This window comes from Rhodanobacter ginsengiterrae (assembly GCF_050026815.1).
GTDB lineage: Bacteria > Pseudomonadota > Gammaproteobacteria > Xanthomonadales > Rhodanobacteraceae > Rhodanobacter > Rhodanobacter ginsengiterrae.
In genome coordinates this window covers 183,398-194,894 of the sequence record NZ_JALBWO010000056.1, presented here as the reverse complement: position 1 = coordinate 194,894, position 11,497 = coordinate 183,398, and the positions used below count along the sequence as shown (strand labels likewise).

At 66.3% G+C, this 11,497-nt stretch carries 13 protein-coding genes; 2 read left to right on the top strand and 11 right to left on the bottom strand.

Annotation, left to right across the window (positions count from 1 at the left end; all coding sequences use genetic code 11):
* Positions 1-61: 61 nt before the first annotated feature.
* The 6 genes from bla to ACQGNJ_RS13740 all read right to left on the bottom strand — a co-directional run bounded on the left by bla (position 62) and on the right by ACQGNJ_RS13740 (position 4,764).
* Complete coding sequence (gene bla, locus ACQGNJ_RS13765; RefSeq protein WP_426689819.1) at positions 62-946, bottom strand: class A beta-lactamase; 885 nt, start codon at positions 944-946, stop codon at positions 62-64.
* 102 nt (positions 947-1,048) lie between these two features.
* Positions 1,049-1,753 (bottom strand): glutathione binding-like protein, encoded by a 705-nt coding sequence (locus ACQGNJ_RS13760; RefSeq protein ID WP_426689818.1) that lies wholly within the window; start codon positions 1,751-1,753, stop codon positions 1,049-1,051.
* Positions 1,754-1,807: 54 nt separating this feature from the next.
* The gene (locus ACQGNJ_RS13755) at positions 1,808-2,071 is read right to left on the bottom strand and encodes a hypothetical protein (RefSeq protein WP_426689817.1); all 264 of its coding nucleotides are present in this window, start codon (positions 2,069-2,071) and stop codon (positions 1,808-1,810) included.
* A 67-nt stretch (positions 2,072-2,138) separates the two neighbouring features.
* A complete protein-coding gene (locus ACQGNJ_RS13750; RefSeq protein WP_426689816.1) occupies positions 2,139-2,807 on the bottom strand; it encodes a CPBP family intramembrane glutamic endopeptidase in 669 nt (222 codons plus the stop codon).
* The gene (locus ACQGNJ_RS13745) at positions 2,797-3,414 is read right to left on the bottom strand and encodes a TetR/AcrR family transcriptional regulator (protein WP_426689815.1); all 618 of its coding nucleotides are present in this window, start codon (positions 3,412-3,414) and stop codon (positions 2,797-2,799) included. Before ACQGNJ_RS13745 ends, ACQGNJ_RS13750 begins: the two co-directional genes overlap by 11 nt.
* Before the next feature lie 234 nt (positions 3,415-3,648).
* Complete coding sequence (locus ACQGNJ_RS13740; RefSeq protein ID WP_426689814.1) at positions 3,649-4,764, bottom strand: DUF1615 domain-containing protein; 1,116 nt, start codon at positions 4,762-4,764, stop codon at positions 3,649-3,651.
* 368 nt (positions 4,765-5,132) lie between these two features.
* Between ACQGNJ_RS13740 and ACQGNJ_RS13735 the strand changes: the two genes are divergently transcribed.
* The gene (locus ACQGNJ_RS13735) at positions 5,133-5,939 is read left to right on the top strand and encodes an NAD-dependent protein deacetylase (protein WP_426689813.1); all 807 of its coding nucleotides are present in this window, start codon (positions 5,133-5,135) and stop codon (positions 5,937-5,939) included.
* 27 nt (positions 5,940-5,966) lie between these two features.
* On the opposite strand, the gene ACQGNJ_RS13730 is transcribed toward ACQGNJ_RS13735, so the two are convergent.
* The 4 genes from ACQGNJ_RS13730 to ACQGNJ_RS13715 form a co-directional block, all read right to left on the bottom strand.
* Positions 5,967-6,437, bottom strand: coding sequence for a YybH family protein (locus ACQGNJ_RS13730; RefSeq protein ID WP_426689812.1), 471 nt, complete (start codon positions 6,435-6,437; stop codon positions 5,967-5,969).
* Positions 6,438-6,486: 49 nt separating this feature from the next.
* On the bottom strand, positions 6,487-7,062 hold the full coding sequence (locus tag ACQGNJ_RS13725) for a TMEM175 family protein (RefSeq protein ID WP_426689811.1): 576 nt from the start codon (positions 7,060-7,062) through the stop codon (positions 6,487-6,489).
* An 84-nt stretch (positions 7,063-7,146) separates the two neighbouring features.
* A complete protein-coding gene (locus ACQGNJ_RS13720) occupies positions 7,147-7,749 on the bottom strand; it encodes a type II secretion system protein GspG (protein WP_426689810.1) in 603 nt (200 codons plus the stop codon).
* A gap of 122 nt (positions 7,750-7,871) precedes the next feature.
* Positions 7,872-9,335, bottom strand: coding sequence for a dihydrolipoyl dehydrogenase (locus tag ACQGNJ_RS13715; RefSeq protein WP_426689809.1), 1,464 nt, complete (start codon positions 9,333-9,335; stop codon positions 7,872-7,874).
* 285 nt (positions 9,336-9,620) lie between these two features.
* Between ACQGNJ_RS13715 and ACQGNJ_RS13710 the strand changes: the two genes are divergently transcribed.
* On the top strand, positions 9,621-10,064 hold the full coding sequence (locus tag ACQGNJ_RS13710; protein ID WP_426689808.1) for an SRPBCC family protein: 444 nt from the start codon (positions 9,621-9,623) through the stop codon (positions 10,062-10,064).
* 38 nt (positions 10,065-10,102) lie between these two features.
* Here the strand turns inward: ACQGNJ_RS13710 and ACQGNJ_RS13705 are convergent, their stop codons facing one another.
* Positions 10,103-11,470: a serine hydrolase domain-containing protein gene (locus ACQGNJ_RS13705; RefSeq protein ID WP_426689807.1), complete on the bottom strand. Its 1,368-nt coding sequence runs from the start codon at positions 11,468-11,470 to the stop codon at positions 10,103-10,105.
* Positions 11,471-11,497: the final 27 nt, after the last annotated feature.

The following is an 11,497-nucleotide window of genomic DNA, read 5'->3' as shown; positions in this document are numbered from 1 at the left end:
GTGGCCGCACGCGCGATCGCACTCCCCGCTCTGCATGGCCTGAGCGGCACCCCGCCCCCGCTCAGAGGCTGGCGGCGATGCGCCCGACTTCGGCCAGCACGCTGGCACCCGCGGCAGCGTCCGGCGCGACGGGCGCGTAGTACGCGGCGACCAGCAAGGGCGCGCGCTGCGGCGGCCAGATGATCGCCACGTCATTGCTTTCGCCTTGCGCCCCGCTGCCGGTCTTGTCGCCGGCCTGCCAGTCCGGCGGCAGGCCGGCGCGCAGCTTGTCCATTCCCGTACTGCAACCGCGCAGCCAGCCGAGCAGGTGTTGCCGTGACGTGGCGGAAAGCGCGTTACCCAGCAGCGCTGCGCGCATGTCGCCGAGCATCGCCGCGGGCGTGGTGGTATCGCGCAAATCACCCGGTCGGGTCACGTTGAGCTGGGGCTCGGTACGGTCGAGCCGGGTCAGCGGATCGCCCAGCGCGCGCACGAAGGCCGTCACCGCGGCCGGACCGCCCACGCTGGACAGCAGCAGGTTCGCCGCGGTGTTGTCGCTCACCGTGATCATCGCCTGGCACAGCTGGGCCACCGTCATGCCCGGCGCGCCTGCATGGTGCGAGGTTACCGGTGCCCATTTCAGCAAGACGTCCTGGCCGAAGGTGATCCGTCGATCCAGTTGTTCGTCGCCCCGGTCCACGTGCGCCAGCACTGTCGCTGCGGCCAGCAGCTTGAACGTGCTGCACATCAGGAAGCGTTCGTCGGCGCGGTAGCCGGCATGCTGGCCGCTGCCGGTATCCAGCATCGCCACGCCCAGCCGGCCGCCATGCCGGTGCTCCAATGCAGCCAGCCGCGCCGCGAGGGCATCCTTGATGGCCGGTTGCGCCGGCATGGCAAAGGCAAGGCGATGCAGCGGCAGCGCCGCCGCGCCCAGCAACAGGCCATGCAGCAGGTTTCGACGATTCATCGGATCTCCTCGTGAGCGGGACGCCAGCCGTCCGGAATCCCGCAGGCTAGCGCTCCCGGCAGGCGCACACCGGTCACCGAGAGGGCGAAATCATGGCATGCCTCAGTTGCGCGAGGGAATCGCCAGGCCGCGCTGCACCGCTGGCCGCGCCAGCCCACGGTCGAGCCAGGCCGAGACATGGCGGAAACTGTCGAACGCCACCAGTTCGCGCGCCTCGTAGAAGGTCACCAGGTTGTTGACCCAGCCCAGCGTGGCGATGTCGGCGATCGTATAGTCGTCGCCCATGATCCAGGGTCGGCCGTCCAGACGGCCATCCAGCACGCCGAGCAGGCGCTTCGATTCAGCGACGTAGCGCTGCAGCGGACGCTTGTCCTCGTAGTCCTTGCCGGCGAACTTGTTGAAGAAGCCGACCTGGCCAAACATCGGGCCGATCGACGCCATCTGGAAAAACACCCACTGGATGGTTTCCCAGCGCTGCGCCGGATCGGCGGGAATGAACTGACCGGTCTTGTCCGCCAGATACAGCAGGATCGCGCCCGACTCGAACAGCGCCAGCGGCTCGCCGCCCGGACCCGCCGGGTCGATGATCGCCGGGATCTTGCCGTTCGGATTCAGCGACAGGAACTCGGACGTGTGGCTCTCGTCCTTCATGATGTCGACCAGGTGTGGTTCATACGCCAGCCCGGTTTCCTCCAGCATGATCGACGCCTTCACCCCGTTCGGTGTGTTGAGCGAGTACAACTGGATGCGGTCGGGATGCCGGGCCGGCCAGCGGCTGGCGATCGGGAAAGCGGAAAGGTCGGGCACGATTTGCTCCTGCGATAGGGGATCATCGTTACGTTGGGTGTCCCATCGGCAGGTTCAATACGGCGAAGGCACAATTGCCCCTGCGCTGATCAACACATATCGGGCCGCGCGGCCCTGCGGTCCCGCACGACGAGCGATCTCGACGAAACGTCGCTTGTGTCGCCACTTGTGCCAGACGACATGCCCCGGAAACGGCAACCCCGCCAGCAGCAATCCCGTTACCAGCGCATTCAAGATGAACGATGCAAACCACATGGTTTTCCCCTGCATGTGATGGCGCGACGTTGCAGATCGCGAACAGCGTGCAGGCTGCAACACGATCAGCTCCGGAGCATCGCGAGACCGACGTGTTGCTCGCGATCGCCGGTGTGATCGTCCTCGCGGGTTATCCCAGCAAAAAGCCGACAGCATCGACCATGAAGTGCGCCAGCATGTTGGCCCACAGGTTGCGGCGCCACAGGTAGAGCAAGGTGAGCAGCGCGCCGGCCGTGCCTGCGATCAGCAGGTGATGCCAGCCCCAGTAGCTGAGATGTTCCAGCGTGAAAATCGCCCAGGTGAACGCGCCTGCCGCACCACGGCAGCCGGTCAGCTCCTGCACCCGTTCAAGCGCATAGCCGCGGAACAGGACCTCTTCGGAAACCGCTGCCCGCACGACCGAGATGAATCGCAACCAGAACGGCAGCACAGTCAGGGTCTGCAGCTGTTGTGCCTCGTCCCAGTGCAGCGCCGGAAGCACGACGAGATACATCACAGCCAGCACGGCGAGCATCAGCACGCCCGTCGCCAGCGCCGCGAGAATGTCCCTGCCACCCGGTTTCCGCAGCCCGATGGAAGTCAGCGGACGACGCTCGATCCGCACCACGTACAGCAGGATCGCCGCGACCAGTCCCCAATAGACCAGCTCGTTGGCGGCCATGTGACCGACGCTGGCAAACGCGTGATCCCACGTTCCGAATGGCAGGCTGATGCCGCCGAGTGCCAGCAGCAATCCCGCGATGCTGGTCAGCCATGGCCTGCTGCGCCATGTCACCACCGGTGCAACGTCAATCGACATGATTCACCCTCGCCCCGTGCACTGATGCCTTCGCGACCTTTTCCCGGACGGCCGGACGCGCCGCGCGCGCGCCGTCGACCAACTGGATGAATTGCAGGATGGCCTGGGTAGTCCGCTTCCTGCCGCCCGTGCTCATCAGCTCCAGGAACAAGCCGTCGAACACCGCGCCCAGCAAGGTCACCATCGCGGGGGTTCGCTCGGCTTCGGGCAGAGCGGTCCCGATCAGCGCCGACCAGGTCAAGGCGTTGCGCTGCAGGTACTGTCCGTACACCTCGGGGTTCTGCACGGCGAGGATCTGCAACTCGTAGAGCAGCTTCAGGTACGGATAATTTTCGCGCGCGATCGCCCAGTCCCAGAACCGCTTCAACGGTCGCTCCGACCGGCCTGCCTGCTGCTCGACCATGGTGCTGAAGGATTGCCGCAGGCTCGTCTGCATGCTGTCGAGCACCTCGGTCAGCAGCCCTTCCTTCGATTCGAAGTGGTAGATGAGCAGGCGCGCACTGGTACCCAGCGCCTCGGCAAGCGGCCTCAGCGAGAGATCTGACAAGCCATGCTCGAGCAGATAGCCGACCAGCTCGTCAACCAGGATTTCTTTTCGCGTCTTCATGTAACAAACGTTACATGTAACGATCGTTACACGTCAAGCGGAAACGAACGCAGGCGTCCGACAGCAGAAAGTGCTTTCGCCTTGCCGGAAAAGCCCCGGCCCTTTCGCGCAAGCCGGCACGCGGGTCGCCAGCGTGCTGCTCGCCGCCGCGATCGTGTGCATGGTGCTGTGGGGGGAAATCCGAGTGGCTGAAGAATCAGGCCGGCGGTCCCGGCCAGTCAGCCGCTGGGCCGCTTATCCCGCCCGGCCCATGCAGCGCTGCCAGCGCTCATCGACACGCTGGGCGAACCAGGCGGTGGTGAGCTTGCGGGTGATCTTCGGGCTTTTCAGCGTGATACCCGGGAGCACGGCACGCGGTAGTGGTCGACCCCCGATCTGTTCGGCCAGCGCGAACACCCGGGTGTAGATTTTTTCGCCCGCGAAATCCTCGCGCTCCCCCCGGGTCAGTGCACGATGGATCGCCGAATCGCCCATCTGCAACGGCCCGGCGAGCGAACGCACCGCCAGTTCCGTCGCGCCTGGCGGATCATCAAAACCTGCGTCCGGTTTCACCAGGTCACCGTCCAGCGCCAGCGGAATGCCCGAGGCAAGGCTCACCGCCTGCTGAAACGCAGCGTTGCGACTGGCGTACCAGCCGGCATTGAAGTCGGCGAAACGGTACAGCGGCCTGGCATAGGCCACCGGATAACCCAGCAGATGAGCGATGCCGAAATACAGGCCGCCGCGCCGACTGAACACTTCGTGGCGGATCGAGCCTTCGACCGGATACGGATAGTCCTGCGCATGGGCCTCGGCAAAGGCGATGCTCACCTGCATCGGGCCGGCGGTGTGCACCGGATTGAGCCCGCCGAACAGGCGCTTGCCCAACGGCACCATGCCGATGAAATCCTGGAAGATGTCACTCAGTTGCCGCTCGGTGCGGGCCGCTGCCAATCGTTCACCGTACCGCCGGCCATCGGGTGACTTCAGCCACAGCGCCGCGTCCACCAGCAAGCCGGGTATGTGCTTCGCCGCCGCGCGGCGATTGATTTCCTGGCGTGCGATCCGGCCCAGTCCGGGTACCACCGGATCGACCTGGAAGCCGGATTCCTGCTCCGCCACCACCAGCACCGCGCACAGGTTCGACGTGGTCGGCTCGATCCGCTGCGCCGCGAAGGCCGCCTGGATGTCGCTGGCCCAGCCGGTGCGATCGCTGGCACTGGCCGGCATCAGTCGCACCAGTACCGCGCGCACCTGCGCCGGGCTGCGCAGCGCCATGGGTTGCGTCGGCTGCGAGGCGCAGCCGGCCAACAGCAGTGCGAACGGGAAAGCCAGCGCGCGGAACGGAATCGCGAATGTGGTGAATTTCATTTCGCCATGCTAGCGCGCCGGCAGCGTGCAGCACTGCCGCCCTGCTCAAATCAGCGGAAAGATCCAGTGCAAGGTGCCATAGACCAGGACCTCAGCGATCGCGAACACGGAAAAGCCGAGGCAGAACTTTCCTGCCGGCTTTTCGTGCCACAACTTGTACGCATTGCTGTCGATCTTTCGCGACGCGGCCGGTGCAGCATCTTCAACTCCAGCTTGGTCCATCTGCCCACCCCTGTGCCCAAGGCTCGTCCCCATTCGGCAGACGCGGTACATTTTCCTGCCGTCAGCATCGCCGCCAACCGGGGCGGCGACAAGCGTGGCGATGATCGGCCCTGTATTTTCAACCCGCCCGCACCCATATCGCGCCCATGACTCCGCTCCAGCAATTCATCGCCGCTCACCCACGCCTGTTCGTGCTGACCGGTGCCGGCTGCAGCACCGACTCGGGCATCCCCGACTATCGCGACCGCGATGGCCAATGGAAGCGGCCGCCGCCGGTCACCTATGCCGCCTTCATGCACGAAGCGGCCACGCGCCGGCGCTACTGGGCGCGCAGCCTGGTCGGCTGGCGACGCTTCGGCGGCGCGCTGCCGAACGATACCCACCGCGCGCTGGCCGAACTGGAGCGACGCGGACAGGTGGAGCTGCTGGTGACGCAGAACGTGGATCGCCTGCACCAACGGGCAGGCAGCCAGGGCGTGCTCGACCTGCACGGCCGGCTCGACCAGGTGCGTTGCATGAGTTGCGATGCGCGGCTCACCCGCGACGCGTTCCAGCAGATGCTGGTGGAACGCAACCCGGCCTGGGCGCAACTTGACGCCGTCGATGCGCCGGATGGCGATGCCGATCTGGACGGTCACGATTTCACCTCGTTCGACATTCCGCCCTGCCCGCATTGCGGCGGCATCATGAAGCCGCACGTGGTGTTCTTCGGCGAGGCCGTGCCGCGCGAGCGGGTGGACGCCGCCGCGCGCGCGTGGCAGTCGGCCGACGCGGTGCTGGTGGTGGGATCCTCGCTGATGGTCTATTCCGGCTACCGCTTCGTCGATGCCGCCGCACGCGCCGGCAAGCCGGTTGCAGCGGTCACCCTGGGCCGCACCCGCGCCGATCCGCTGCTGACGCTGAAGGTCAACGCCGCGTGCGACGAGTCGCTGGCCTTCCTGCATCGGCTCTAGCCAGGCAGGAAGCCGCGCCACAGCGACTCAGCTGGTGTGGTCGAGGATGATCTTCCACCCGACCGGAGTCTTCTCCCACAGCAGCGAGAACACGCCATCGTCCTGGGCGACCTCACCGTGCGCCTGGCGGTCGAGGTGGAACCGGCCGGTGACCACGGCGTAACGCACTTCGCCATGACTGCCGGGCAGCAGGCGTACGTCGAGCGCGGAAAAGCGCAGCGTGCCCATCTGCCGCTTGCCGACGTAGTGCTTGCGATAGCTTGCCAGGATCGCGCGGTAGCCCTTGCGCACGCTGGCGCCGACGAAGGTGGTGTCGGGTGCGTCCTTGTAGCCGTGCATGAAGGCATCCACATCGCCGCGATTCCACGCGGCCTGCTGCTGATCCATCACCCGCTGGATCGCGCGGGCATCACCGTCAGTGGCGGCAGCACCGACCGGTCCGGCCAGGGCGAACGCAAACGATGCCAGCAAACCCACCCGAAGCAGTGCAGCTTTCATGGCGCCTCCCGAACGATGTTTGATGGTGGTGCCGCATATCCCGGGTGAATCAACTGCCGACCACTTTCTCGATGCGCCGGTCCGGCACCAGCCAGATCAACGCGGCCAGCGCGTAGACGAGCTGGCCTGCCCATGGCCGCCAGAAGGTCAGTGCAATGCCGGTCAGGTAGACCAGTGGCGAGGACTTGCCTTTCCAGTCGGCACCGATCGCGGCACGCAGCGCCGACTCGGTACCGCCGGCGGCGATCAGTACCTGTTCGAGTATCCAGTACGCCACCGCCGCCATCAGCAGCACCACGCCATAAAGGGCAGTCGGCACTGCGGCGAGATGGTTTTCGCCCATCCAGGCCGTGGCAAACGGAAACAGCGACAGCCAGAACAGCAGGTGCAGGTTCGCCCACAACACGCCACCCGAGACCCGATGGATGATCGAAAGCATGTGGTGGTGATTGTTCCAGTAGATGCCCACGTAGACAAAGCTCAGCACATAGCTGAGCAGCACCGGCGCGAGTGGAGCCAGCGCCGCCAGCGCGGTGTCGTGCGGCACCTTCAGTTCCAGCACCATGATGGTGATGATGATCGCGATGACGCCATCGCTGAACGCTTCCAGCCTGCCCTTTCCCACCTGACGCTCCCGATCCACGACGATGTCATTCGGCGTGCAGCATGCCTCAGCGCCGGGCTGACTGCATCTTCCGCACGACCTTCGCTACTGTCCGTTCGGGAGCGTCTGCTTGAGCAAGCCGATCCGGCTCCCGTCTGGAACAGCCACGTCGGGAACCAGGTCGTCGGCGGTGAACGCCTTGCCATCCGGCCCGACACCGCGCAGGTAATAGTGATCGTCGCCGACCCGCTCGTAGTAGAACGGTCGCGGGATCGTCGTCGACGGGTCGGTGGTCATCGGCATCGCCTGTCCCGCGGACGCCTTGCGCAAGGCATCCAGCGAAGGCGGATACACGCCGTGCTGCAGCCGATAGAACTCGACCTGCGGCACCAGCGCGTCGATGGTGGAATGCGCCAACTGCGCGCGCAACCCGTCGTAGACACCGCCGCGTTGGACGAAACCGAAATAGAACAGGCTGCCATACAGGATCACGCTGAACGCCATCCCGCCCACACCAATCAGCGCCAGCACCCGGCCGCCCTTCTTTCGCGAAGTCATGCCGATGATGATCGCGATGATGCCGATCACCACGCCCAGCAAGGGAATGAACGAGGCACAGCCGAACGCGTAATAGCCACCGGGCAAGGACGGTCGCGATGCGGCTGGCAGCTCGGGTGGCAGCGAACCGCCAGTCAGATCATGAGCCAAGAGGGGACTCTCCAGGGACGGGAAAGGAATGCGCTGCAGTCAGTCATGGTGACTCTACTTCTCTGAATTCATTCGACAGCGTGGCGGACTGCAGCCGATGGCGCCAGCTGCCAGGTGGCGCCTTACGCCCCCGGCCCGCAGTCGATGCAGTGCAGCGGTGGCGCCGCTCCCATGCCCAGTGCCTTGAGCAACTCGCGCAATGCCGTGCGCAGGCCCTCCTCGATCGTCGGATGGTAGAACGGCATCTGCAACACGTCGGCAACGGTCATCCGTGCCTGGATTGCCCAGGCCAGCAGATGCGCCAGATGTTCGTTCTGCGGACCGATCATTTCCGCGCCCAGCAGCAGGCCGCTTGCCCGCGCACCGTACACGCGCAGCAACCCGTGGTTGACCAGCATCACCCGCGAGCGCCCCTGGTCCTCGAATGACACCTCGCCCACCGCGAAGTCGGTGCCGGCGCTGACCAGCTGCGCGTACTGCTGGCCGGCGAAGGCGATCTGCGGGTCGGAGAACACGATGCCCAGCGGCGTGCGCCGCAGATGCTTGTAGACCGCCGGGTAGCGTGCGGCCTGCTGGCCGGCCAGATGCCCTTCGTCGGCCGCTTCATGCAGCAGCAGCCGCTCGGCCTCGGCATCGCCGGCAATGAAGATGTGGCTGCCGCCGGCGCGGGTGGTTTGCGGATCGAACAGCGGCACACCGCGCGCATCCAGCACGAGGCCGCTGCGTTCAAGCGCCAGCTGGTCGACGTTGGGCCTGCGCCCGGTGGCGACCAGCAGGTAATCGAAGCGTTCGCTGGCCGGCGCGCAGCCAGGGGCGGTGAAATGCACGACCACGCCATCGCCATCGCGCTCCACCCGCACGTCATGCACGTCCGGGCTGAGCGGCAACTCCGCCGCGATCAACCGCGTGGCCTCCGCGCGCACTTCAGGGTCGCTGATCCCGGCCAACCGGCCGTCGCGGCCGAACAGGTGCACGCGAACCCCCAGCCGGTGCAGCGCCTGGCCCAGTTCCAGGCCGATGACACCGACACCGAACACCGCGACCGACCCGGGCAAGTCCTGCCAGTCGAACACATCGTCGCTGATGATCAGCCGGTCGCCGGCGGCGCGCAAAGCCTCGGGAATCCGGGGCCGCGAGCCGGTCGCGATGACGATGCGCCCGGCTCGAAGCTGCTCGACCTCCGGCACGCTGCCATCCGCGCCGGCAGAAAGTTTCAGCGTATGCGGATCCTCGAACTGCGCATGCGCACGCAACACGTTGTGCGGATCGAAGCCGGCCACGGCCTCAAGCACGAAACCGACGAAGCGGTCGCGCTCGTCGCGCACCCGTTTCATCACCGCCCGACCGTCCACCCGGCCGCCATCGCTGGCCATGCCGAAGGCGGGCAGCGTGGCCAGCCGATGGCGCGCCTCGGCGGCGGCGATCAGCAATTTCGAGGGCATGCAGCCGACCCGGGCGCAGGTGGTGCCGAACGGACCGCCCTCGATCAGCACGACGCTGTCGGTGAACTTGCGTACCTCGCGATAGGCCGACATGCCGGCGGTGCCGGCACCGATGATGGCGACCTCGACCTCGCGCATGCTCATGCCGCCACCGCCGGTAATGGTCGACAGCCGGACCCGCCGTTGCCGACCGGGCCTGCCACGGCCGCATCGCTCATCTTCAATTTCACGGTACCGTCCTCCTTCGCGGGCGTATCCGGCAGCTCTCGTGCGCGTGCGCCACGCCGCGCCGCGCCGCGCCGTTCAGGCTACTGCAAAATGGTTGGCGTGGCGGTCGGCATGCGGACTCGCAAGCCCTGGCGATGTCGATTTGCGCCCGGCTCGTTCGTGGCATCCATGAGGACTACTCCTCCATCCGGGAAAACCGCCATGTCCAACACTGTTCGCCTGCATCGTGTCTTGCGCGCGCCGGCCGAGCGCGTCTATCGCGCCTTCCTCGATGCCGAGGCCAAGGCCAAGTGGCTGCCGCCGAATGGTTTCACCGGCAAGGTCCATCATCTCGACGCACGGGTCGGTGGCAGCTACAAGATGTCCTTCACCCACTTTGCCAGCGGCCAGAGCCATGTCTTCGGCGGCACCTATGTCGAGCTCACGCCGTTCGAGCGCATCCGTTACACCGACCAGTTCGACGACCCCAACCTGCCCGGCGAGATCATGGTGACGATCATCCTGAAGTCGGTGTCGTGCGGCACCGAACTGCACGTGGTGCAGGAGGGTCTGCCCGAGATCATTCCGCTCGAACAGTGCTATCTGGGCTGGCAGGAATCGCTGGTGCTGCTGGGCAAGCTGGTGGAGGCCGAGATTCCCGCCTGAACCGCCGACAGCGCGCAAACGGCATGGCGCGCCTTCATTCAATGCAGGGCGACGCTCACCTCGTTGACCAGCCGGACCAGCCCGCGCATGTCGAAATTCGGCGGGTCGAGGGTGGCACCCAGCCGCACGATCACCAGCTGTTGCGACGGCACGATGAGGATGCGCTGCCCGTTGAGGCCCGACGCGAAATAGGCGTCGGGCGGCATGCCGGCAATGATGTGGCTGCCGTCCGCCCCGGTGCCGGTATTGGTCCAGAAGCCGGAGCCATAGAGGCTGTCCAGCGTCTGGCGACTGGCATCGGCGACCCAGCCCGCAGGCAGCACGCGTCGGCCATCCACCACGCCATCATCCAGGTACAACTGCCCCAGGCGTGCCCAGTCGCGCGCCGAGGCGTAGATCCGGGTGGAGCCCACCAGGGTCTGCGCGCCGTCGAATTCCATCCGCACATGCCGCATGCCCAGCGGATCGAACAGCTCACGATGGGCGAAGCGGATCAGGCCGGGCGCGCCGCCGCCCACCTTGTCGCGCAGCACGCCGGCGAGGATCAGCGTATTGCCGCTGGTGTACTCCCATTGCGTACCCGGCGGCACGCGAAGCTTCGCCTCGGCGGCGAACGCTGCCATGTCACGGCGCAGCAGCAACATGGTGGATACCGGGTCGAAACCGCTGTCGTCTTCGGTGAGGTCGAGCCCCGACGTCATCCGCGACAACTGCTCCAGCGTGATGTCGTGCCGCGGATCCGCGGGATCCTGCCAGGCCGCCACCGGTGCGCGCATGGCCATGTCCAGCCGCCCCTGCCGAGCCAGGATGCCGAGCAGCGCATTCACCACCGACTTGCTCATCGAGTAACCCAGTTGCGGCGTCTGCGGGTCGAAGCCATCGGCATAGCGCTCGGCGATGATGGTGCCCTCATGCATCACCACGATCGCATGCACATGGCGTCGCGGCCCGCTGGCCGGTTCGGCAAAGGCGTGTGCCAGCGCGTCGTTGATGGCCCGATTCGCGCTGACCACCGGCGGAGCCTCCGCAACCGAAGACGCCGAAGCCGCGGCATGCGCCGCCTGCAGGGTGGCAGCATCCGGTGTGGTGGTCGGCAGCGCGCAGCCGTAGTCCGGATACCAGGACGCTTCGGCGACAAAACGGCCACGCCAGTTGGCGCTGACTCTCCGTCGTGCGGTGTCGACCGTGTAATGCAGGTGCGGCAGCAGGATCCGCATGCCGCGCAGTGGTGCGATGTTCTCCGCAAATACCCGCTCCGGCGCCAGGCCGGAGACAAACACGCCCGCGCACAGCGTCTGCGCCACATTGGCAGTAGCCACCCGCAAGGCGCGATCAGGCCGCTTCCACGCGATCAGTGCTGCCAGCGTAAGCACCACCAGCAACGCCATCAGCAGTGTCGCGCGCATTACCGTCCTCATCCGTCTGGACATGAA

Coding starts and splice junctions, on each gene's coding strand:
- ACQGNJ_RS13730 (WP_426689812.1), bottom strand. CDS start 6,437: ATGAAAGCTGCACTGCTTCGGGTGGGTTTGCTGGCATCGTTTGCGTTC.
- ACQGNJ_RS13750 (WP_426689816.1), bottom strand. CDS start 2,807: ATGTCGATTGACGTTGCACCGGTGGTGACATGGCGCAGCAGGCCATGG.
- ACQGNJ_RS13705 (WP_426689807.1), bottom strand. CDS start 11,470: ATGCGCGCGACACTGCTGATGGCGTTGCTGGTGGTGCTTACGCTGGCA.
- ACQGNJ_RS13745 (WP_426689815.1), bottom strand. CDS start 3,414: ATGAAGACGCGAAAAGAAATCCTGGTTGACGAGCTGGTCGGCTATCTG.
- ACQGNJ_RS13740 (WP_426689814.1), bottom strand. CDS start 4,764: ATGAAATTCACCACATTCGCGATTCCGTTCCGCGCGCTGGCTTTCCCG.
- bla (WP_426689819.1), bottom strand. CDS start 946: ATGAATCGTCGAAACCTGCTGCATGGCCTGTTGCTGGGCGCGGCGGCG.
- ACQGNJ_RS13735 (WP_426689813.1), top strand. CDS start 5,133: ATGACTCCGCTCCAGCAATTCATCGCCGCTCACCCACGCCTGTTCGTG.
- ACQGNJ_RS13715 (WP_426689809.1), bottom strand. CDS start 9,335: ATGAGCATGCGCGAGGTCGAGGTCGCCATCATCGGTGCCGGCACCGCC.
- ACQGNJ_RS13710 (WP_426689808.1), top strand. CDS start 9,621: ATGTCCAACACTGTTCGCCTGCATCGTGTCTTGCGCGCGCCGGCCGAG.